Origin of the sequence: Coprococcus comes ATCC 27758, assembly GCF_025149785.1 — a bacterium.
Lineage (GTDB): Bacteria > Bacillota > Clostridia > Lachnospirales > Lachnospiraceae > Allocoprococcus > Allocoprococcus comes.
In genome coordinates this window covers 2,406,709-2,428,862 of record NZ_CP102277.1, presented here as the reverse complement: position 1 = coordinate 2,428,862, position 22,154 = coordinate 2,406,709, and the positions used below count along the sequence as shown (strand labels likewise).

The window sequence follows — 22,154 nt, the reverse complement described above, 5'->3', positions numbered from 1 at the left end:
ATAGAAAAAAGCTATGAAATATTATAGCTTTTTTCTATTTTATATCAAAAACAGAATCATGTATAATAAAGAGTAATATGACTAAAATTAAAAAATGGTTGAATTCGGTATGGAAGAGTGCCGGATACAATCTGTGTAGAGATTCACATGGAAAATGAGAGGCAACTATGGAAGAACAGAAGCAGAGTACGAGCAGCAATTATTTTAAAGGATTATCCAGAAGGGATTATATCCAGAAAGCACATGAGATCATTCAGCAAGAAGGGATTCAGGCAGTATCTATCCGCAGGATTGCTAAGGAGATGGGGTGCTCATCAGCAAGTCTGTACAGGTACTTTGATAATGTGTCTGAACTTTTATACTATGCAGAACTCAGAATTTTAACCGGTTACATAGACAGGCTGAATGAGGCTGAGAAATCCTGGAAGAATATGTGGCAGGTATATGTAGGTGTGTGGGATTGTTATGCAACGGAGGCATTTCATAATCCGGAAGCATATAATCTGTTATTTTTTGAGTATAACAATGTAAAACTCAAAGAAGCAATGCGGGAATATTATGAAATGTTTCCGGAAGATATTGTAAATGTTAACCGTTTTTTCTACAATATGCTTCAGACACCAAGCTTTCTGGCACGTGATTTTGAGATGTGCAAGCGGTGTATCAATGTTGGTGGTATTACATATGACAATGCAGTAAAATTAAACCGGATGGTGTGTATGCTCTTTGAAGGCTATTTCAAAGATGTATATGAAAACGGGATAGAGGAAGAGCAGATTCCGGAACGTGTAAAACTGATGGTAGATGATGTAGATACGATCGTTATGGCTCTTGCCAACAATCTGAAAGGCTATAAAGGATACCGTAAATAAGAAAAAAACGCCGGTTTTTGGTTATTTTTAAATACAATCCTTGTTAAAAATTTAATTAAATTGCAATCCCAAAAAAACGTGGTAAAGTATATGTGAAAGTATCGAACACACGAAATAAGGAGGCAATTTGATGGACAATATGAAAGGCTTCGGCATGATGATTCAAGAGCTGAAGAAAAATCCAAAAACGATCGTTTTTACAGAAGGAACAGATGAGAGAATTCTTGAGGCAGCTTCCCGTCTTTTAGCAGGAAGCTTCCTTACACCAATTCTTGTTGGAAATAAAGAAGCAGTATTAGAAGCAGCTGAAAAGTATGGATACAACATCCGTGGCGGAGAGATCATTGATCCGGATGATTATGAGAGATTTGACGAGATGGTAGAACTGTTCTGCGAACTTCGTAAGAGCAAAGGTGTTACACCGGAGCAGGCAGCAAAGACACTTAAGAAAAACAACTATTTTGGAACCATGCTGGTTAAGATGGGAGTTGCAGACGCACTTCTTGGAGGAGCTACTTACTCTACAGCAGATACCGTACGTCCGGCACTTCAGCTGATCAAGACCAAACCGGGATCAAGCTGTGTATCTTCCTGCTTCATTTTGGTTCGTCCGTCAGCTACAGGTGAGAACGAAGTTCTTGCTATGGGTGACTGCGCGATTAATCTCAAACCATCAGAGGATCAGCTTGCAGAAATCGCATGGGAAGTTGCAGAATGTGGTAAACACTTTGGTATCGATCCAAAGGTTGCATTCTTAAGCTACTCTACACTTGGATCTGGAAAGGGTGAAGATGTAGATAAGATGCGTAATGCAGCAGCAAAAGCAAAAGAACTGTATCCTTCACTTCCGATCGAAGGAGAGCTTCAGTTTGATGCAGCTGTATCTCCGCGTGTTGCAAGAACAAAATGCCCGAACAGTGAAGTAGCAGGTCAGGCAAATACATTTATCTTCCCGGATATCAACGCAGGTAACATCGGATATAAGATCGCACAGAGACTTGGTAACTTTGATGCATACGGACCGATCCTTCTTGGTCTTAATGCACCGATCAACGACCTGTCCCGTGGATGCAATGCAGAAGAAGTTTATTCTATGGCAATCATTACAGCAGCACTCGTAGAAGACTAAGAGTATTGACAAATATTCAGACGAAAATTATAATATAACAAACAAGGGCGTTTTCAAAATGGATTGAGAACGCCCTTTTTGTGGATGCGATGAGCCAAGTGCAGATTTGTGCTTGCACAACGGATCTGCATTTGGCGAATGTACATCACCTGATGTTGGAAAAGGTAAAAAATCCTCTTGCAAGCAAGCTTGCATCGGCTTTCTGACCTTTTGACCCTGGTATCATCATTTTATTTATGAGTAGTAAAAACGGGAGGATTTGTATGAATATGAAAAATTATACGAGAGAAGATATCCTGAATCTTGTCGAGGAAGAAGACGTGGGATTTATCAGGCTGCAGTTCACCGATATTTTCGGAACAATGAAGAATGTAGCGATTACAGTAAGCCAGCTTAAGAGAGCACTGGATAATAAATGTATGTTTGATGGATCTTCGATAGAAGGATTTGCCAGAATCGAAGAATCGGATATGTATCTGCACCCGGATCTGAATACATTTGAAATTTTTCCGTGGCGGCCGCAGCAGGGAAAGGTTGCAAGATTTATCTGCGATATTTACAGACCGGATGGAACAGCTTACGAAAGCGATCCGAGACATGTTCTTAAGAAGGTACTTTCCGAGACGAAAGAGATGGGATATGACTTTAACGTAGGACCGGAATGCGAATTTTTCCTGTTTGAGACGGATGATGCGGGAAATCCGACGACGATTTCCAATGAACGTGCAGGATATTTTGATCTGGGACCTTTGGACCAGGGAGAGAATGCAAGACGTGATATTGTTCTTACAATGGAAGATATGGGGTACGGTGTGGAGGCATCTCATCACGAGATGGCACCGGCACAGCATGAGATCGATCTGGAATATACAGAGGCGATGGATGCAGCAGACAATATCATGACATTTAAGCTTGTTACCAAAACAATCGCAAAAAGACACGGGCTTCATGCTACATTTATGCCAAAGCCAAAGGATGGTATCCATGGCTCAGGAATGCATCTGAATATGTCTCTGTCAAGAAATGGAAAGAATGTTTTTGCAGATGAAAAAGATCCGAATGGTCTGAGCAAGGAGGCTTACTATTTTATCGGCGGACTTATGAAACATATCAAAGCGATCAGCTTTATCACAAATCCGATCGTGAATTCCTATAAGAGACTGGTTCCCGGATATGAGGCACCGGTATATATTGCCTGGTCAGCGAATAACCGGACTCCTCTGATCCGTATTCCACGGGTATCAGGGGAAAGCACAAGAGTCGAACTCAGAAGTCCGGATGGGGCAGCAAATCCATATCTGGCACTTGCCGTATGTCTGGCTGCCGGAATGGAAGGAATTAAAAACAAGATCCTGCCTCCGGAGAGTGTAGATGAGAATATTTACGAAATGACAGATGTGGTGAAAAATGCACTTGGAATTGAGGAGCTTCCGGCAAGCTTAAGAGAAGCAATCACAGAATTCCAGAAAGATCAGTTTATGCAGGAAGTACTGGGAGAAGAACTGTCACAGAAGCTGATCGAGTCAAAGCGTGCAGAATACAGAGCATACCGCACTCAGGTTACAGAATGGGAAATTAATGAGTACTTACAGAAATTCTAAAGAAACTTTCCAATTCTAAAGGCAGGAGGCTGGTATTATGAGCAGTATTATTGTTGTATTTCCAAAAAAGGAGATTGCAACCAATATTCGCAATATACTGGTACGAAATGGATTTGACGTGATTGGTGTGGGGGTAACCGGAGCACAGGCGGTTCAATTGGCAGATAATCTGGATGATGGAATTGTAGTTTGTGGTTATAAAATGACAGATATGTTATATAATGAATTGAGAGATTATCTGCCGAGTACGATTGAGATGCTTTTGATCGCATCGCCGGAGAAATGCAGTGACAGGACGCCGGGAGTGATCAGCCTGTCGATGCCATTTAAGGTATTTGATCTGATGAACACGATCGAGATGATGGCACAATCGATTGGCAGGCGGAGAAAGAAAAGAAGAGCAGAGCTTAAGAACCGGAATCCGGAGCAGCAGGCACTTGTAAAAGAGGCAAAGAGTCTTCTGATGGAACGTAATAATATGACGGAGGAAGAAGCGCATCGCTATCTGCAGAAATGTAGTATGGAGAGCGGTGTCAATATGGTGGAGACAGCTCAGATGGTACTTAGTATTATGGCGGAATAAAGGAGATTAAAGAGGCAGGATATATGATTTTTACAAAAATGCATGGTCTTGGAAATGATTATGTGTGTATAAACTGCTTCAGAGAAAGGGTGGAAGATCCACCTGGATTTGCAAGAACACTTTGTGACAGGCATTACGGGATCGGAGCGGATGGTCTGATTCTGATATGTCCGTCAAAGGTGTCTGATTTTAAAATGGAGATATACAATTCGGATGGCTCTGTTGCCGGGATGTGCGGCAATGGCATCCGATGCCTGGGAAAATATGTATATGATTACAGACTTACCGGAAAGGAAACGCTCAGTATCGAGACGAAATCCGGAATTCGTAACATGCACCTTCATATTCAGGATGGGAAAGCCTGCGGTGCTATGGTAGATATGGGTGTTCCAAGACTGAACGCACACAGCATTCCAATCCTGAGCGAAAAGGATCTGGTGATCAATGATCCGATTGAGGTACAGAAGAAGAACTACCGCATGACCGGGATTTCGATGGGAAATCCGCATGCGGTAATCTTTTTAGAAGAGATAAACGGGATTTCTCTGGAAGAGACAGGAAGGGAGTTAGAATTTCATCCGAGATTTCCGGAGAGGGCAAATATCGAGTTTTGTCATGTGACTGCGAGGGACCGGATGGAGATTCGTGTGTGGGAGAGGGGTGTTGGTGAAACGCTTGCCTGCGGAACCGGAGCATGTGCAGCAGTTGTGGCTTCTGTGCTGAATGACTTGACAGATGAGGAAGTAATCGTTAAATTATTAGGTGGAGAGTTATCTGTCAGATGGGACCGTAAGGTGAATCATGTATTTTTGGAGGGACCTGCGGTTAAAGTATTTGATGGTGTACTATAAAGATCAAATCACAAAGGAGACGACATATGTACAGTGTAAATGAAAACTACTTAAAGTTACCGGGAAGCTATCTGTTTTCCAATATTGCCAAAAAAGTTGCAGCGTTCTCAGCAGCGAATCCGGATGCACCGATCATCCGTTTGGGAATCGGTGATGTAACACAGCCGCTTGCACCTGCGATCATCGAAGCACTTCACAGTGCAGTTGATGAGATGGCACACGCAGAGACATTCCACGGATATGCACCGGATCTTGGATATGAATTTTTAAGAAGCGCGATTGCAAAGAATGATTTCCAGGCAAGAGGATGTGATATTGCTGCAGATGAGATCTTTATCTCAGACGGAGCAAAGAGTGATTCTGGAAATATCCAGGAGATCTTTGGACCTGACTGCAGAATCGCAGTAGGAGACCCGGTATATCCTGTATATGTGGATACAAACGTAATGGCAGGACGTACCGGAACTTACGATCCAAAGACAGAAACATGGAGCAATGTAATCTACATGCCTTGTACAGCAGAAAATGGATTTGTACCGGAACTGCCAAAAGAAGTACCGGATATGATCTATTTATGCTTCCCGAACAATCCGACCGGAGCGGCTATCACAAAAGATGAACTCCAGAAATGGGTAGATTATGCAAATAAAAACGGGGCAGTGATCATTTATGATGCTGCATATGAAGCATATATCACAGAGGAAGATGTACCACACAGTATTTTTGAATGTGAAGGAGCAAGAACCTGTGCAATCGAACTTAGAAGTTTTTCTAAGAATGCCGGATTTACAGGAGTACGTCTTGGCGCAACAATCATTCCGAAAGACCTTAAGTGTGGAGATGTGATGCTTCATTCGCTGTGGGCAAGACGTCACGGAACAAAATACAATGGAGCACCTTATATTGTACAGAAAGCCGGAGCTGCTGTTTATACAGAGGCCGGAAAAGCACAGATAAAAGAGCAGATCGCATACTATCAGAAGAATGCAAGAACGATTTATGAAGGTCTGAAGAATGCCGGATACACAGTATCCGGAGCAGTGAACTCACCATATGTATGGTTAAAGACGCCGGATAACATGACTTCATGGGAATTCTTTGATTTCCTTCTTGAAAAAGCAAATGTAGTTGGAACTCCGGGATCAGGATTTGGACCGAGCGGGGAAGGATACTTCCGCCTGACAGCATTTGGAAGTTACGAGAATACGTTGGAAGCGATCAAGAGAATTGAGAATATTTAATTGAAAATCTGGCTGCAGGGACGGGCGTCGGATCACGGTGTGGATTTGGCGGTGGACTCTGGCGTGAACAGCCTGTAACATGAAAAGAAAGAGAAAAGTGTGATACCAGACTCATTCGACGGAAAATCTGATGATTTTCCATCTCAGGAGTCTTCGGAATTTCGTACTTGGGGTACGAAATCCGATCACACTTTTCTCTTTTTTTCATTAACAGGCTGTAACACGCCGCCATATACCGTCAAATCCACACCGTGATCCGACGCCCTGGGCGCTGCAGCCAATTTAAAATGATACCTGGCTTTAAGCTTTATTCAACCGTTATGTGTGTCTATACCAAAACAAAATCACTCATAACATATAAGTCAGAACAAAAGTAAATATAATAAGAATGGATTTCAATTCTGAACAAACAATCCTTCCATCCACAGCGAGGCGCATCTATGATGCGCCAATGCGGAAGCTTTGAATAACGTAAGGGTGAAGTGGGGACGAGGTGACGGTTTCACGCCATTCGTAAGAGCTGTGCAGTCTGTTCATTTAATCGGGACGGAAATTGTGACCAGATTTCGTACTACAAGTACGGAATCTGAGGACTGCCTGAGCCGGAAAATCATCAGATTTTCCAGCGAATCAGTCCGGTGTCGCAACTTCCGTCCCGATTAAATTTTACAGAATGCAGGCGATGAAGACCGGCGTGAAACCGTCACCTCGTCCCCACTTCGCCCGTAGCCTTATTCCAAACTTCCTCTAACCGGTATGAGACTCCGCTCCAATACCCCTTTCAGGTGAGCAATAGCGGTTCCGTAGTTCGTGATCGGTACGCCCTGATCTTCGGCGCATTTGAGGCGATACTGCATTTCGCGTTCGTTCAGGGTGCAGCCACCACAGTGAATAATGAGTTTATAAGGTGAGAGATCTACCGGGAATTCGGTTCCGCTTGTGAATTCAAAGTGCAGGTCTTTATTTCCGGTATGCTGGCGGATCCAGCGAGGAAGCTTCACTGTTCCAATGTCATCACATTGCCTGTGATGGGTGCAGCCTTCACAGACGAGAATTTTGTCACCATCTTCCAACTTGTCCAGCATCTGTGCGCCTTCGACCTGAAGCTTCAGATTTCCTTTGTATCTGGAAAGCAGGATGGAAAAAGAGGTCAGTGGAATATCTTCCGGTGTATCGGCAGACACTTTGGCAAATGCCTGGCTGTCGGTGATGACAAGGCGTGGCTTTTTGCCAAGAGACGAAAGTGTTTCCTTCAATTCTGTGTCACGGGTTACAATAGAGATTGCACCAGCCTCCAGTACATCGCGGATGGTCTGCTGCTGCGGGAGGATCAGACGTCCTTTTGGGGCGGCAGAGTCGATCGGGACGACCAGAACGACAAAATCATTTGGATTTAAAAGATCGCGGACGAGATATTTATCCTGATCTTCTTCCGGAGCCTGGCTTGCAATCAGTTCTTTTAATTCATGAACATGGTATCCGGTTACTGTGCTGACTTCGATACTGTTGGAAGCATCTATATGAAAAGAAGCATCCGACATAGAATCCAGATTCGGACAGACTGCGCCATTTTCAGCAGAAGAGCAGAGGTCAGATTTATTTTTTACCACAACGTAAGGGATCTTCTTATCCTGTATTTTCTTTAAGATGGATAAATCTTCTGGTGTCATGCCAAGAGAGGCATCGATTACCAGAACAGCGATATCTGTTTTGTTTAAAATCTGATAGGCTTTTTTGACACGCAGTTCACCGAGTTCTCCGATGTCGTCAAGCCCCGGGGTGTCAATGATCACGACAGGTCCGAGGGGAAGAAGTTCCATTGCCTTTGGAACCGGATCGGTAGTTGTTCCGAGAACATCAGATACAATGGCAAGATTCTGTCCGGTGATAGCGTTGATGATGCTGGATTTTCCGGCATTTCTGCGACCGAAGATACCGATATGTACACGATCTGCAGAAGGGGTGCTGTTAAGACTCATATTTTTTGTAATCTCCTTTTTTGTATTCTTTTTGCGCAGGAATTCCTTTGCAGTCAGTTTGGATCTGAAAATAGTGTATCACATATACTATAGAAAATCAATTTTGTGAAAATTTACTTAAAAGAAACATATAAAACTGGCATTTTTGGATAAAAGTTTCATTGACTAAAGTGTGAAAGTACGGTAAAATAATCACAAGTTCATAAAGAACAGAACAGACAAGGATGTCGCATCAGATGCGGCATCCTTTTTGTATTTCAGAAAAGAAAGTAATCAGAAGTGCAAAGTAATTTCTCAAACAATCCCGGGAACGAGAGAGTGTCTGCGGACGGAAATGCAAGGGCGCATTACAAAAGAATTTGTGATGCGCCCTTACGTTTTCACTACACAGTTAAGGAGGATTATTATTATGAAAAAAAGATTAATAGCAGTTTTAATGTGTGCAGCAATGGTAACAGTACTTGGAGCAGGATGTGGAAGTAAAAAAGAAGATACAAAGGAAACTTCTGATACAAAGAAAGAATATACAGAAGACGAGCTGAAGGACAGCATGAAAGGTGTCAAACTGAAAGTCGGAACAACCGGACTTTTCGGACCATTTACATACTATGATGAGGACGGAAAGACGCTGATCGGATATGATGTTGATCTGTTAAATGATCTGCAGGAGCTTCTGGGATTCGAAATCGATGGTGGTCTTCAGGCAATGGATTATTCGGCACTTACTACTTCACTTGCTGAAAATAAACTGGACATCGGAGCAGCAGCACTTTGTGCAACAGATGAAAGAAAAGAAGTTATGGACTTCAGTGATATCTATTGTGATTCCGGTCAGGTCGTTATGGTAAATAAAAATGACGATAAAGGAATTAAGAGTGTTGATGATCTGAAGGATAAAAAAATAGCCGTTGAAAAGGGAACCGCATCTCATACTTATGCAAGCAAGAACCTTACAAGTGCAACTCTCGAAGTACATGACACGATCACAACTGCATATGAATCTTTGGAGCAGGGAAAAGTAGATGCTGTTATTCAGGATGGACCTGGAGCATATTTCTATATTAAGACAACATCGGACAGCAACCTGGAGGTAGTCGGGGATGAGTTTAATCAGGGCCAGGCACCGTATTGCGTAGCAATTTCTAAAGAATGCAAATATTATGATGAAATCAATGCAGCTGTAAAGGTACTGATTGATAATGGCACAACAGATGAACTCTATGCGAAATGGTGTGAATAATCAAAGAACAGACAGCAACTAAAAAGAAGATAGGATGAGATAGTATATGGATATGACTTTTTTGAATGTTTTACTTCCAATGATGTTTGAGGGATTAAAACTTACGATTTTAATTGCTGTTGTCGGTATCACAATTGGCTTCCTGATCGGAAGCCTCTGTGGATACCTGCTTCAGTCGAAATATAAAATAGGGAAAGCAATTGCAGAAGTTTACATTTGGATCATTCGTGCGACACCGCTTATGGTGCAGGCTTTATACGGATATTTTGTAATTCCGAAGCTTTTGGGTGTCGATATTGGAAGCACTGCAGTGGGAATTGGCGTTATCGCACTGAATTCCGGTGCATTTATTTCAGAAATTGTAAAAGGTGCATTGATGAGCATTGATCCGGGACAGAAAGAAGCAGGTGCATCACTTGGACTTACAAGTGCACAGACGATGATCCATCTGGTTATCCCACCGGCATTTAAAGCGGCACTTCCGGCATTATTTAACCAGTTTATCATTTCTGTTAAGGATACCGCACTTTTATCTGCGATTGCGGTTAATGAGATCACGCATCAGGCACAGGCGTATGCAGCGTTGAGCTTTAAAGCAATTCCTACATACACAGCACTGGCAGCGTTTTATCTGGTGATACTTTCGGTACTGATAATTGTCCAGAAACAGATAGAAAGGAAAATGAGGTGATTGGTATGATTAAAGTAAATCATTTGTCGAAGAAATTTGGGAACCTGGAGGTATTAAAGGATATCAATCTTAATATCAATGAAGGTGAAGTGGTCTGTATCATCGGACCTTCCGGATCGGGAAAGAGTACTTTCTTAAGATGCATCAATCAGCTTGAAAGACCGACAGGCGGAACCGTACAGTATGAGGGAAAGAATCTTCTCGATAAGAATTGTGACATCCGTAAATTCCGTGAGGAAGTCGGAATGGTTTTCCAGAAATTCAATCTGTTTCCGCTTAAGACCGTTGTTCAGAATGTTATGATGGCACCAATCCTTACCAAACACATGAATAAGGAAGAAGCGCATGCAAAAGCACTGGAACTTCTGGATAAGGTAGGATTAAAGGATAAAGCGGATGTATATCCGAGTACACTTTCAGGTGGACAGCAGCAGAGAGTTGCCATTGCAAGAGCACTGGCAATGGAACCGAAAGCGTTGTTGTTTGATGAGCCGACATCGGCGCTGGACCCGGAACTGGTAGGAGATGTACTTGATGTTATGAAATCTCTTGCGAAAGAAGGAATGACGATGATCGTTGTAACACATGAAATGGGCTTTGCACGTGATGTGGCAGACCGGGTCATCTTTATGGCAGACGGATATGTTGTTGAAGAAGGCAGACCGGATGCAATTTTTACAGCACCAAGAGAGAGAAGGACGCAGTCATTCTTATCCCGTGTTCTTCCGGCAACTGCATAAATAAGACGTTTTGTAAAAATTATTGATATACTACTCATAAAGGGGCAGGTGAGAGCCTGCCCCAGTGTAAAAAAGATCAAGAAAATGAGTAAAATACTTCCATTGACTTTCCCATATCCGATTGTTAAAATAAGAAGAAAGCTAAAGAAGGGACCTTCGCCATACGGCGGAGGTGTTTTTGGCTTATAGGAAAATATAATTTCTATATTATGATGTAAGTGTCAAAAGTATCAATTGCGTTTGTGCTCGCACAAATAAGCAATTGATACTTATTGACACTCACATCATATTATTAAAAAGCTGGAGATGGTGTGTATGGAGACACCACTGTAAAAGGAGTGTAGAAAAGATGGAAAAGAAGAGGAGTAATTTTACCGGCTCGATCGGATTCGTGCTGGCGGCTGCGGGAAGTGCAGTCGGGCTGGGGAACATCTGGAGATTCCCGTATCTGGCAGCAAAAGGTGGAGGCGGAGTGTTTATTCTGTGCTATGTGGTACTGGCACTTACCTTTGGGTTTACGTTGCTGACAACAGAGATCGCGATCGGACGTAAGACAGGACAGAGTCCGCTTACTGCATATGAACAGATGCATAAAGGATGGGGAGGAATCGGTGTGCTTGCATGTGCAGTACCGGTTATCATTCTTCCATATTATTGCTCGATTGGTGGATGGGTACTCAAATATTTGTCGGCATTTCTCACAGGTCATGGGGCGCAGGCAGCAGAAGACGGATATTTTACAGGCTATATTACACAGGTCGGACAGCCGATCATATGGATGCTGATCTATGTGTTTATTACGGCAATGGTTGTTTATAAAGGAGTAAATAAAGGAATTGAAAAATACAGTAAGATTCTGATGCCGATCCTGTTTGTACTGATTGCGGGAATTTCTGTATTTTCCCTTACCCTGAAACATACAAATGCAGATGGAGTGACAAGAACCGGTATGCAGGGACTGGCGATTTACCTGATCCCGAATTTTAGAGGGATGACGGTTAAAAGTTTCCTTTCGGTTGTGATGGATGCATTGGGACAGCTTTTCTTCTCGATCAGCGTGGCGATGGGAATTATGGTTACTTACGGATCCTATGCGAAGAAAGAGACCAATCTGATGAAGTCGATCAACCAGATTGAGTTTTTTGATACGCTTGTAGCGCTTCTGGCAGGACTTATGATCATTCCGGCTGTTTATACTTTTATGGGAACCGAAGGAATGTCTGCAGGACCGGGACTGATGTTTGTATCTCTGCCAAAAGTATTTAAAGCAATGGGGGCAGCAGGAGTGTTGGTAGGAATTGTATTCTTTCTGATGGTATCTTTTGCAGCGGTTACTTCTTCTGTATCTGTTATGGAGGCAATTGTATCAAGCATGATGGATAAATTCCATGTATCCAGAAAAAAAGGAACGATCCTGACTACTTTATATGGAATGATCGTTGGTGTGATCGTATGTCTTGGATACAACAAGCTTTATTTCGAACTGAAACTTCCGAACGGCACGGTAGCGCAGATTCTGGACGTGATGGATTATATCAGCAATAACTGTCTGATGCCGATGGTGGCACTGCTTACCTGTATTCTGATCGGATGGGTTGTAAAACCAAAAGTGATCATCGATGAAGTGACACTTGGCGGATACAGGTTTGGCAGAGAAAAGCTTTATGTTGCAATGATCAAGGTAATTGCACCGTTGATGCTTCTGATTCTTTTAGTGCAGTCCGTAGGATTATAAAAAGAAAATTTCAGAAAAGGCTTGACATTTAGTGGAAAATAAATTATTGTAAGTTACAGATTTTGGTGTGTAACTGTACGGCAGGCATTAACCATACATAGATATTATTTTGATATTTGTGTGGGGTTAGTGCCTTTTTTGCGTCAAAAATTCGGATAAAAGGCTTCCACGAAAGAAAATAATATCATAGGCATAAGCCAGGTAATTAAAATTTCTTGAGGAAAAGGAGTACATGCAATGAAAGACAAAATTTTTGGCGTATTGCAGCGAGTAGGAAGATCCTTCATGCTTCCAATCGCGATTCTTCCGGTAGCGGGTCTGCTGCTGGGATTCGGTAGCTCGTTTACCAATGCTACCACAATCCAGACTTATGGTCTGGAGAAAATTTTAGGAGACGGAACCATCCTGAATTCGTTACTCATTATCATGAACAAAGTAGGAAGTGCTGTATTTGACAACCTGCCACTGATTTTCGCGGTTGGAGTTGCAATCGGTATGGCAAAGAAAGAAAAAGAAGTAGCGGCACTTTCTGCATTGATCGCATTCTTTGTTATGAATGTTGCAATCAATGCAATGCTTGTGATCACAGGAGAGATTACCGCAGATGGAACGATCGCTTCGAATGTACTGGAAGGAACCATCACTTCTGTTTGCGGAATCCAGTCCTTACAGATGGGTGTGTTTGGTGGTATTATTGTAGGACTTGGTGTTGCTGCTCTGCATAACCGTTTTCACAAAATCGTTCTTCCAAATGCGTTATCATTCTTCGGAGGATCCAGATTTGTTCCGATCATTTCTACACTGGTGTACATGTTTGTTGGGATTGGAATGTATTTTGCCTGGCCGGTTGTACAGAATGGAATTTATGCACTTGGCGGACTGGTAACCGGAAGCGGATATCTGGGAACCCTGATTTTTGGTATTATTAAGAGGGCTTTGATTCCGTTCGGACTTCATCACGTATTTTACATGCCATTCTGGCAGACAGCAGTCGGTGGAACAATGGAAGTTGCGGGACAGATGGTACAGGGAGGACAGAACATCTTCTTTGCACAGCTTGCTGATTCTGCAAATATCGCACATTTCAGCGCAGATGCGACCAGATATTTCTCAGGTGAATTTATCTTTATGATCTTCGGACTTCCGGGAGCGGCACTTGCGATGTACCGCTGTGCAAAACCGGAAAAGAAAAAACAGGCAGGAGGACTTCTACTTTCTGCAACACTTGCCTGCATGATGACGGGTATTACAGAGCCGCTGGAATTCTCATTTCTTTTTGTTGCACCGGCACTTTTTGCTGTACAGGTAGTGCTTGCAGGTTCTGCTTACATGATCGCGCATATCCTGAATATAGCAGTAGGACTTACCTTCTCTGGTGGTTTTCTGGATCTGTTCCTTTTCGGTATCCTGCAGGGAAATGCAAAGACAAGCTGGCTTCGGATCATTCCGGTTGGAATTATTTATTTCTTCCTGTATTACTTTATCTTCAGTTTCCTGATCAAAAAGTTTAACTTCAAGACACCGGGACGTGAAGATGATGATACAGAGACAAAATTATATACAAAGGCAGATGTAAATGCCAGAAAAGAAGCAGGAAAAGAAACAGCAGGGAATACAGGGACCGCAGATTCGGTAAGTGAGGCAATCACACAGGGGCTTGGCGGAAAGAAAAATATCAGTGATGTGGATTGTTGTGCAACAAGACTTCGTATCACAGTTCATGACGCAGCCCGCGTAAATGATGAGATCATCAAGACAACAGGTTCCAGAGGAATCGTGAAAAAGGGACAGGGTGTCCAGATCATTTATGGTCCGCAGGTAACTGTGATTAAGTCTAAACTGGAAGATTATCTGGAAACAGCTCCGGATGAATATTATGAGAGCGCTGCTGTGTCAGAAGAGAATTCAGTTGAAGAAAATACAGATACTGTAAATGAAAATAATGAAACCCAGGAAAAAGTGGTAAATACAATTGTTGTATCCAGTCCGATCACCGGTATGGCAGGCGATATTACAACCTGTCCGGATGAAGGATTTGCAGGAAAAATGATGGGTGACGGAGCTGTTGTTACACCGGAAGATGCTGTGATCTGCGCACCGGAAGATGGAGAAGTGCTTTTCGTATTTGAAACAAAGCATGCACTTGGGTTCCAGACAGAAAGCGGACTTGGCATGCTGCTTCACATCGGTATTGATACCGTATCTCTGAACGGTGAAGGATTTGAAGTATTTGTAGAAAATGGTCAGAAAGTGAAGAAGGGGGATCCGCTTATGAAGATCGATATTCCATTCCTGACTTCGCATGCACCGTCTCTTTGTTCACCGGTACTTTGTACAGAACTGGGAGAGAATCAGAAAGTACGTCTCCTTGCAACGGGAGAAGTTAAAGCCGGCGATCCACTATTTGCTGTAGATACAGTAGAATAGCGAAAGCTGTTTTAATAATGGCGGCGCTTTGGCAAGCAAAACGCTGTAAAAAAAGTAAACTAAAAATGAAAGAAAAAGACGAGGAGAATTTATCATGAAAGAATTTAAGTATGTAGTAACAGATGCACAGGGAATCCACGCAAGACCGGCAGGAATTCTGGTAAAAGCAATTGCGAAAAAAACTTCAGATATTAAGATCAAAAAAGCAGGAGATACACGTGAAGTCAATGCAAAGAGCATTATGGCAGTTATGAGTCTTGGCGTAAAAAAAGGAAATGAGGTTATCATCACAGCTGAAGGCGAAGACGAAGAAGACGCAATCGCCGAAATCCAGAAAGTATTAGAGGAGAATCTGTAGGATTATGATTACACTAAGTGGTAAAAGTGTTTTTGGTGGCGTAGCCATCGGGAAGATTGCTTTCTATAAAAGACAGGAAAAGCAGGTAAGACGGTATCATGTAGAGGATACCGAAGCAGAGGCGGCACGTTTTGAGGATGCCCAGGAGACTGCGATCGCACAGCTCGGTGAGTTGTATGACAAGGCAATGGAAGATGTAGGAGAAGCCAATGCGGCAATTTTTGAAGTACATCAGATGATGCTGATGGATCTGGATTATGTGGATTCGATTAAGAATATTATTACCACCCAGGAAGTCAACGCAGAGTATGCTGTTGCGACAACAGGAGATAACTTCTCCCAGATGTTTGCATCTATGGATGATGCTTACATGCAGGGACGTGCGGCCGATGTAAAAGATGTATCGGACCGACTTCTCGGTATCCTTTCGGATGCCGGGGAAAGTGGTGTTGTGGCAGATGAACCGGTGATCGTGGCAGCAGATGATCTGGTACCGAGTGAGACTGTTCAGCTTGACAAGTCCAAAGTGCTTGCATTTGCAACCATGTACGGATCAGCAAATTCCCATACGGCAATCCTTGCAAGGACCATGAACATCCCGGCCGTTATTGGTCTGGGAGAAGGGCTTGCAAAAGAATATGACGGACATATGGCAGCCATCGACGGCTTTACCGGGACCATCTACATTGATCCGGATGAAGAGACCATGAAGGCCATGACTGAAAAGCGCGAAGAAGACCGCAGACAGAAAACACTTCTGGAAGAACTGAAGGGCAAAGAGAATGTCACCCTTTCCGGACAGAAGATCAATGTCTATGCGAATATCGGTAATCTTTCCGATGTGGGCGCCGTACTTAAAAATGATGCAGGAGGGATCGGACTTTTCCGAAGTGAGTTCCTGTATCTGGAAAGCGAAGATTTCCCGACCGAAGAACAGCAGTTCCAGGTATACAAACAGGTTGCAGAAAATATGGCAGGCAAAAAGGTCATTATCCGTACCCTGGATATCGGAGCAGACAAGCAGGTGGATTACTTTGGACTTGACAAAGAAGAGAACCCGGCACTGGGATACCGGGCAATCCGTATCTGCCTGACAAGACCGGAGATCTTCAAGACCCAGCTTCGTGCCCTGTACCGGGCATCTGCTTATGGACAGATCGCCATTATGTTCCCGATGATCATTTCGGTAAAAGAAGTGAAGCAGATCAAGGTGATCATCGAGGAGGTCAAAGAAGAGCTTCGTGAGGCACAGATCCCGTTCCGTGAGGATGTGGAACTGGGAATCATGATTGAGACACCGGCTGCCGTTATGATGAGCCGTGAGCTTGCAAAAGAAGTGGATTTCTTCAGCGTAGGGACCAATGATCTGACCCAGTACACGCTGGCAATCGACCGTCAGAACCAGAAGCTGGATGCCTTCTACGATCCGCACCACCCGGCAGTCCTTGCAATGATCCGCATGGCAGCCGAAAATGCCCACGCAGAAGGCAAATGGATCGGAATCTGCGGCGAACTCGGAGCTGACCTCGAACTGACCGAAGAATTCTTAAGCATGGGATTAGACGAATTATCCGTATCCCCTGCAATGGTACTTCCGCTCAGAAAGAAGATCCGGGAAACCAAATAAAATCTATTCACAGATTTTGTGATAATCACATCGAAAACATCAAACAAACTTACGGGGCTAAGCACGATTCATCGTGCAACAGCCCCGTTCTGCTTTTATTTGTTTTTTGCGGAAGCTATTTCACACCCGTCAGAAAACAGCCAAATTTGCGTTCCCTTTTTCTCAACCTTTTTTTGACTTTCCCCTCATTCTCTGCTAGGATAAAATCAGAACTTAAAACTCGTCTTCGGGGGAATCAGATATGTACAGAGTAAGCAAAATTTTGAATAATAATGGCGTGATCGCAATCAATACAGAGGATAACCAGGAATACGTTCTTCTCGGTAAAGGAATTGGCTTTGGAAAGAAGGTCAGTCAGCGTTTTGAAGTGACAGAAGATACAGCAACTTACCGCCTGACCGAACAGACAGACAGAGGATCTGCCAAATCTCTGGTGCAGGAGATGGATCCGGAATTTCTGGAAATCGCAGATGAGGTGATCCGGGAAGCAGAAAAAGTTTTTGGGAAAGTAGACCGCCGGATCATGATCCCGCTGGCAGATCATATCTCCTTTGCTGTTTCGCGAATCCGGAATCAGGAGCAGATCAGCAATCCACTGACAGATGATATCAGAGTACTTTTTCATAATGAATTTCAAGCAGCATCCGTGCTCAGAGATATTTTGCAGAAGAGAATGCAGATCACGATCGATGAGCATGAAATCGGATACGTGGCACTTCACATTCATTCAGCAATCGAGGATGAAAAAGTGTCTGTGGCAATGCAGACGGCCCGTGCAGTGAGAGAATGTATTGAGATGATCGAAAAAGAAACAGGAAAAAAGATCGATGTGATCTCGCTTTCCTATAATCGTCTGATGAACCATATCAAATATATGGTAGCACGTGCTATGACGGGGGAGGATCTTCGTATCAATATGAATGAATATATAGAATCCAAATTTCCGGAAGCGTATATGACTGCAAAAAAAGTCTGCGATATGCTCGGAAAGAGTATTGGAAAAGAACTTGATGAGATGGAAATCGGGTATCTGGCAATGCATATCGAACGAATCTACAGTGAAGAAATAAAGGCATAACAGAGGAACCGGCTTTTGCCAAAAGATTGACACTACGGAGAAACAAATGGTATAATCGGACCAAAGTTTGAACATTAGTCTAAGGAGAAAGGTTGGTACGGTAATGGCTACAAAAGAACAGATGGAAAAGGTGAAGAATATTGTTGTGAAACTCCGTTATCTGGAGTGTATGGATAATATTATTTACTATGACAGATGGAATAACTGCCCGAAGGATGGATTTGATTATGAAGGGAAAGTCGGAGCATATCTGACAGAGCTTTCGAATGAGAAACTGACGAGCAAAGAGACAAAAGAACTGGTAGAGTCACTGGAAGGAGAGACGGCTTTTGATTCAGATACAGACAAAGGTATGGTACGTTATCTGATCGGAAAGTATAAAGAAGCAGTACAGATTCCGGCAAGCCTGCAGGGAGAATTGAATCAGGCAAATGCAGATGGACAGCTGGCATGGGGAAAATGCTATGAGGCAGATGATTTTGAAAGCTTTAAGCCGGTACTGAAAAAACAGTTTGATTTACAGGAGAAGATAGCAACAGCAATCAATCCGGATGAAAAACCATATCAGGTTCTGGTGAACCGGTTTGATAAGGATTATCGTCTGGAAGAGATTGATGCAATTTTGGCAAAAATCAAAGATGCTGTCTGCGAAATTTTAAATGCGGTAAGAGAAGAACAGAGTAAGATTGATGATTCCATTCTGGAATGTGAAGCAGATCATGATACAGTACTTCGTATTGTGAAGAAAGCGCAGGAGATTCTGGGACTTGATAAAGATAAGAGTACTTTATTTGAGATCCATCATCCGGTATGTGTCTGCACCGGACCTCGTGATTCCAGACCATCCACAAACTGTGATGAGCTGATCCATGCGATTCTGGCAGTGGTTCATGAGACCGGACACGGACTCTATAATTATAATGCGAACGATGAGGTTGCAGAAAGCGGACTCTGGGGCGGAATTGAAGGTGCAATGCATGAATCCCAGTCCAGATTCTACGAGAATCATGTAGGAAGAACCAGAGAATTCTGGGAGAACCTGTACCCATATCTGCAGAAGGAAGTGCCAAAATACAAAGAGATTTCTCTGGATACATTCCTTGCGGCACTCAATAAAGTAAAACCGGGACTGATCCGTCTGAAAGCGGATGAGCTTACCAATACCCTGCATATCATCATCCGTTACGAAATTGAAAAAGAATATTTCGATGGAAAACTGACAGTGGATACAATTGAAGAAGCATGGAACAGAAAATATCAGGAATATCTGGGATTTACTCCAAAGAATCATCAGGAAGGAATCCTGCAGGATGTGCACTGGGCTTCAGGATGTGTAGGATATTTTCAGGGATATGCACTTGGAGATGCTTACGCAGCACAGTTTGCTCATAAGCTTCTTGCTGATTGCCCGGATGCATTTGAAAAGCTGGGAAAAGGAGATTCATCTGTAATTGGAAACTGGTTAAAAGAACATATTCACCAGTACGGACAGACCTATTCTACGCGCGAGATGCTCAAAAAAGCAACAGGAGAAGAGCTGAATACCGGTTATTATATTGAATATCTGAAAGAAAAATATTTACACTAAGCGCAGAGGGCAGGAGGATTGACCAATGAATAAAGAATTTTACGCAGGAAATCGTAAGAGCCTGTATCAGAAACTTGAAGCGGGATCTTTGGTGGTTGTATTCAGCGGACATGCACCGATCAAGACCAATGATGAGAATTATCCGTTTTTTACAAATCGTAACTTTTTGTATCTGACAGGAATTGAGCAGGAAAATATTGTACTGATGACTTATGTCGGAGAGGGAACAATTGAAGAAACTCTGTATCTTCTTCCACCGGATGCATTTGCAGAACGCTGGACCGGAAGACGTATAAAAGAAGAGGAAGCAAAAGAACTTTCCGGAATTACGAATTACAAATATGTGGCAGCATTCCGGAATGATCTTTCCAGACAATTATTTTCTGGCAATGTTAAGAAAGTTTATCTTGATTTTGACAAGGTTTATGAAAATACGCCGGCAGTAGAAGCATACCGCCTTGGCAAGTATCTGAAAGAACATGCTCCGTTTGTTGGACTTGGTAACCTTCATCCGATCATGAAACAGCTTCGCCTGATCAAGAAACCATGTGAGATTGAGGCAATGAAGAAAGCGGAAACGATCACAAAGGCCGGAATCGAAGCAATGATGAAAACATCTAAACCGGGAATGTACGAATACCAGTATAAAGCAGAATTTGATTATGCACTGGCTCAGAGGGGAGTGCTTTCACCAGGATTTCCGTCTATCATTTCATCAGGAAAGAACAACTTTAAAATTCATTACTATGATTATCGCGGACAGGCACAGGATGGAGATATGATCCTGAATGACGTTGGTGCTGTATGGGATTATGAGATCAACGATGTATCCAGGGCATTTCCGTGCAATGGAAGATTTAATGACCGTCAGAAATTGCTTTATGAGTGCATTTACAATACTTCAGAATATATGTTCAGTACACTGAAACCGGGTGTACCGCTTCTGGATGTGGATAAGATCATCCGTAAATATACATTTGAACAGTTAAAAGAAGCAGGAGTATGCAAAAATTTTGAAGATATTGGGACTTACATGTGGCACGGTGGAGCACATCATGTTGGATTTGATGTACATGACGTGGTAGAAGGAAGCGGACTTGCTGTACCGGGTGTTGTATTCTGTGTAGATATCGGTGTTTACCATGAAGAATGGGGCATTGGATTCCGTCTGGAAGATAATTGCCTGATCACAGAAGACGGATGTGAAAATCTGTCAAGAGCAATTCCGAGACAGATCGATGAGATTGAAGCATTTATGGGACGCAGATAAATAGAAAACAGGGAAAGGGGGAGCTGTATAGAAAATTACGATTCCCTTTTCCTGAAATATGGAGAGCCAGGATATGGAAAATAGAAAATCACGGAAAAGTACATTTCTTTATGTAATACTATTAACTTTATGTGTACCACTTGCATATGTATATCTTATTCTTGTTACGGGACTGCTGGATAAAATACAGGAGGGGCATATCGGATTAACGTTGATGATTGTGTTTCTTCCACTGTTTTTTTATTGGGGACTTGTGGCAGTTGTGGGAATCATAAATATTGGACAGTCATTTAAGATATACAAAACGGGAAATCCGATTGAATGCGTGAACCGCATGCTGATCCATAAATATGGGCTGGTTGTTTTTTTCTGTGTGAATTTTCTGGTTCTGTTCATTTATTATTTTTTCATAAGTATGGCAGTGCTGGTAGGAAGCCGGGGAGCCGCGATAATCTTTGCTCCGGTATTGCTGCCGTGGCTGATTGTAGCAGTCGTTTTTTCGGTTGGTGCAACATGGCTTGCTATTTTACCGGGAAGCTTTTATGGGATCCAGGTGATCCGTATGACCTATAAAAGTGGGAAAATAGGGTTTGCCGAAGCAGTTGTACATACGGTATTCCAGTTTTTCTTTCTGTTTGATGTGTTGGATGCAATGTATCTTGCAACGGAAAAATGGGGAAGAGGGAAAAAGAGTTCTGTAATTATTGGGTGTGTGTATCTGTTTGCAGTTTTTGCAACCATATATCTGATAATTAAAATGAAATCAATGTTTTAAAATACAAGCAGTTGTATCAGAGTTTTGGTACGGCTGCTTTTTGTAAATGTGAAATGAAAAAGGAAATGGAAAGGCAAATGGAAGGGGATGTTCAGCCGTGCCATTCGCAAAAGCATGTTGAATTGATGTCAGAATATTCTGAATTGCGCAAAATATAAAAACAACATTGACAATTCAGGAAAGCCGTGGTAAGATACCATATGTTCGCTGGTCGAGACAGAGACTAAGGAGTGGCATGCAGAGGCGGAGCGGATGAAAAATAAAAAGTTTTGCATAAAAATTCGAGCATGAGTATGGGAATATTCAGACGAAAACTTTGAAAAAAGTAAATTGCAAAAAGAAATCAAAAAGCTGTTGACAAGCCTTGAT

At 42.7% G+C, this 22,154-nt stretch carries 18 protein-coding genes; 17 read left to right on the top strand and 1 reads right to left on the bottom strand.

All coding sequences use genetic code 11. From position 1 onward, the window contains the following. The first annotated feature begins 167 nt into the window (after positions 1 to 167). The 6 genes from NQ556_RS11975 to NQ556_RS11950 all read left to right on the top strand — a co-directional run bounded on the left by NQ556_RS11975 (position 168) and on the right by NQ556_RS11950 (position 6,277). Positions 168 to 872, top strand: a complete 705-nt coding sequence (locus tag NQ556_RS11975; protein WP_008368506.1) for a TetR/AcrR family transcriptional regulator — start codon at positions 168 to 170, stop codon at positions 870 to 872. A 139-nt stretch (positions 873 to 1,011) separates the two neighbouring features. Continuing rightward, a complete protein-coding gene (gene pta, locus NQ556_RS11970) occupies positions 1,012 to 2,001 on the top strand; it encodes a phosphate acetyltransferase (RefSeq protein ID WP_055158222.1) in 990 nt (329 codons plus the stop codon). A 269-nt stretch (positions 2,002 to 2,270) separates the two neighbouring features. After that, the gene (gene glnA / locus NQ556_RS11965; protein ID WP_044998552.1) at positions 2,271 to 3,602 is read left to right on the top strand and encodes a type I glutamate--ammonia ligase; all 1,332 of its coding nucleotides are present in this window, start codon (positions 2,271 to 2,273) and stop codon (positions 3,600 to 3,602) included. Between the two features lie 37 nt (positions 3,603 to 3,639). Beyond that, entirely contained in the window at positions 3,640 to 4,185 is a 546-nt protein-coding gene (locus tag NQ556_RS11960; RefSeq protein WP_008368502.1) for an ANTAR domain-containing response regulator, read from the top strand. Between the two features lie 23 nt (positions 4,186 to 4,208). Beyond that, positions 4,209 to 5,036, top strand: coding sequence for a diaminopimelate epimerase (gene dapF, locus NQ556_RS11955; RefSeq protein WP_008368501.1), 828 nt, complete (start codon positions 4,209 to 4,211; stop codon positions 5,034 to 5,036). A gap of 26 nt (positions 5,037 to 5,062) precedes the next feature. Next, complete coding sequence (locus tag NQ556_RS11950; protein ID WP_008368500.1) at positions 5,063 to 6,277, top strand: LL-diaminopimelate aminotransferase; 1,215 nt, start codon at positions 5,063 to 5,065, stop codon at positions 6,275 to 6,277. A gap of 731 nt (positions 6,278 to 7,008) precedes the next feature. Here the strand turns inward: NQ556_RS11950 and hydF are convergent. Continuing rightward, the gene (gene hydF / locus NQ556_RS11945; RefSeq protein WP_008368499.1) at positions 7,009 to 8,256 is read right to left on the bottom strand and encodes a [FeFe] hydrogenase H-cluster maturation GTPase HydF; all 1,248 of its coding nucleotides are present in this window, start codon (positions 8,254 to 8,256) and stop codon (positions 7,009 to 7,011) included. Positions 8,257 to 8,665: 409 nt separating this feature from the next. Here hydF and NQ556_RS11940 point away from each other — a divergent pair, with 409 nt between their 5' ends. The 11 genes from NQ556_RS11940 to NQ556_RS11890 all read left to right on the top strand — a co-directional run bounded on the left by NQ556_RS11940 (position 8,666) and on the right by NQ556_RS11890 (position 21,785). After that, positions 8,666 to 9,496, top strand: a complete 831-nt coding sequence (locus tag NQ556_RS11940; RefSeq protein ID WP_022220635.1) for a transporter substrate-binding domain-containing protein — start codon at positions 8,666 to 8,668, stop codon at positions 9,494 to 9,496. 46 nt (positions 9,497 to 9,542) lie between these two features. After that, positions 9,543 to 10,187 (top strand): amino acid ABC transporter permease, encoded by a 645-nt coding sequence (locus NQ556_RS11935; protein ID WP_008368496.1) that lies wholly within the window; start codon positions 9,543 to 9,545, stop codon positions 10,185 to 10,187. Continuing rightward, positions 10,184 to 10,927, top strand: coding sequence for an amino acid ABC transporter ATP-binding protein (locus NQ556_RS11930; RefSeq protein ID WP_008368495.1), 744 nt, complete (start codon positions 10,184 to 10,186; stop codon positions 10,925 to 10,927). The genes NQ556_RS11935 and NQ556_RS11930 overlap by 4 nt, the downstream gene beginning before the upstream one ends. Before the next feature lie 349 nt (positions 10,928 to 11,276). After that, positions 11,277 to 12,662: a sodium-dependent transporter gene (locus tag NQ556_RS11925; protein WP_008368494.1), complete on the top strand. Its 1,386-nt coding sequence runs from the start codon at positions 11,277 to 11,279 to the stop codon at positions 12,660 to 12,662. 237 nt (positions 12,663 to 12,899) lie between these two features. Continuing rightward, positions 12,900 to 15,089, top strand: coding sequence for a PTS transporter subunit IIABC (locus NQ556_RS11920; RefSeq protein WP_173685921.1), 2,190 nt, complete (start codon positions 12,900 to 12,902; stop codon positions 15,087 to 15,089). 94 nt (positions 15,090 to 15,183) lie between these two features. Beyond that, entirely contained in the window at positions 15,184 to 15,447 is a 264-nt protein-coding gene (locus NQ556_RS11915; RefSeq protein WP_008368491.1) for an HPr family phosphocarrier protein, read from the top strand. Between the two features lie 4 nt (positions 15,448 to 15,451). Continuing rightward, positions 15,452 to 17,074, top strand: a complete 1,623-nt coding sequence (gene ptsP, locus NQ556_RS11910) for a phosphoenolpyruvate--protein phosphotransferase (protein ID WP_204576044.1) — start codon at positions 15,452 to 15,454, stop codon at positions 17,072 to 17,074. Positions 17,075 to 17,315: 241 nt separating this feature from the next. Then, a complete protein-coding gene (locus tag NQ556_RS11905; protein WP_008368484.1) occupies positions 17,316 to 18,152 on the top strand; it encodes a PRD domain-containing protein in 837 nt (278 codons plus the stop codon). 103 nt (positions 18,153 to 18,255) lie between these two features. Then, positions 18,256 to 19,740, top strand: a complete 1,485-nt coding sequence (locus NQ556_RS11900; protein ID WP_022220934.1) for a carboxypeptidase M32 — start codon at positions 18,256 to 18,258, stop codon at positions 19,738 to 19,740. A 25-nt stretch (positions 19,741 to 19,765) separates the two neighbouring features. Beyond that, a complete protein-coding gene (locus tag NQ556_RS11895) occupies positions 19,766 to 21,010 on the top strand; it encodes an aminopeptidase P N-terminal domain-containing protein (protein ID WP_008368479.1) in 1,245 nt (414 codons plus the stop codon). Positions 21,011 to 21,083: 73 nt separating this feature from the next. Further along, positions 21,084 to 21,785: a hypothetical protein gene (locus NQ556_RS11890; RefSeq protein ID WP_022220933.1), complete on the top strand. Its 702-nt coding sequence runs from the start codon at positions 21,084 to 21,086 to the stop codon at positions 21,783 to 21,785. Positions 21,786 to 22,154 lie beyond the last annotated feature (369 nt).

What these genes read in the sequence shown, in the direction of transcription:
- NQ556_RS11975 (WP_008368506.1), top strand. Translation starts at nt 168, where the DNA reads ATGGAAGAACAGAAGCAGAGTACGAGCAGCAATTATTTTAAAGGATTA.
- pta (WP_055158222.1), top strand. Translation starts at nt 1,012, where the DNA reads ATGAAAGGCTTCGGCATGATGATTCAAGAGCTGAAGAAAAATCCAAAA.
- glnA (WP_044998552.1), top strand. Translation starts at nt 2,271, where the DNA reads ATGAAAAATTATACGAGAGAAGATATCCTGAATCTTGTCGAGGAAGAA.
- NQ556_RS11960 (WP_008368502.1), top strand. Translation starts at nt 3,640, where the DNA reads ATGAGCAGTATTATTGTTGTATTTCCAAAAAAGGAGATTGCAACCAAT.
- dapF (WP_008368501.1), top strand. Translation starts at nt 4,209, where the DNA reads ATGATTTTTACAAAAATGCATGGTCTTGGAAATGATTATGTGTGTATA.
- NQ556_RS11950 (WP_008368500.1), top strand. Translation starts at nt 5,063, where the DNA reads ATGTACAGTGTAAATGAAAACTACTTAAAGTTACCGGGAAGCTATCTG.
- hydF (WP_008368499.1), bottom strand. Translation starts at nt 8,256, where the DNA reads ATGAGTCTTAACAGCACCCCTTCTGCAGATCGTGTACATATCGGTATC.
- NQ556_RS11940 (WP_022220635.1), top strand. Translation starts at nt 8,666, where the DNA reads ATGAAAAAAAGATTAATAGCAGTTTTAATGTGTGCAGCAATGGTAACA.
- NQ556_RS11935 (WP_008368496.1), top strand. Translation starts at nt 9,543, where the DNA reads ATGGATATGACTTTTTTGAATGTTTTACTTCCAATGATGTTTGAGGGA.
- NQ556_RS11925 (WP_008368494.1), top strand. Translation starts at nt 11,277, where the DNA reads ATGGAAAAGAAGAGGAGTAATTTTACCGGCTCGATCGGATTCGTGCTG.
- NQ556_RS11920 (WP_173685921.1), top strand. Translation starts at nt 12,900, where the DNA reads ATGAAAGACAAAATTTTTGGCGTATTGCAGCGAGTAGGAAGATCCTTC.
- NQ556_RS11915 (WP_008368491.1), top strand. Translation starts at nt 15,184, where the DNA reads ATGAAAGAATTTAAGTATGTAGTAACAGATGCACAGGGAATCCACGCA.
- ptsP (WP_204576044.1), top strand. Translation starts at nt 15,452, where the DNA reads ATGATTACACTAAGTGGTAAAAGTGTTTTTGGTGGCGTAGCCATCGGG.
- NQ556_RS11905 (WP_008368484.1), top strand. Translation starts at nt 17,316, where the DNA reads ATGTACAGAGTAAGCAAAATTTTGAATAATAATGGCGTGATCGCAATC.
- NQ556_RS11900 (WP_022220934.1), top strand. Translation starts at nt 18,256, where the DNA reads ATGGCTACAAAAGAACAGATGGAAAAGGTGAAGAATATTGTTGTGAAA.
- NQ556_RS11895 (WP_008368479.1), top strand. Translation starts at nt 19,766, where the DNA reads ATGAATAAAGAATTTTACGCAGGAAATCGTAAGAGCCTGTATCAGAAA.
- NQ556_RS11890 (WP_022220933.1), top strand. Translation starts at nt 21,084, where the DNA reads ATGGAAAATAGAAAATCACGGAAAAGTACATTTCTTTATGTAATACTA.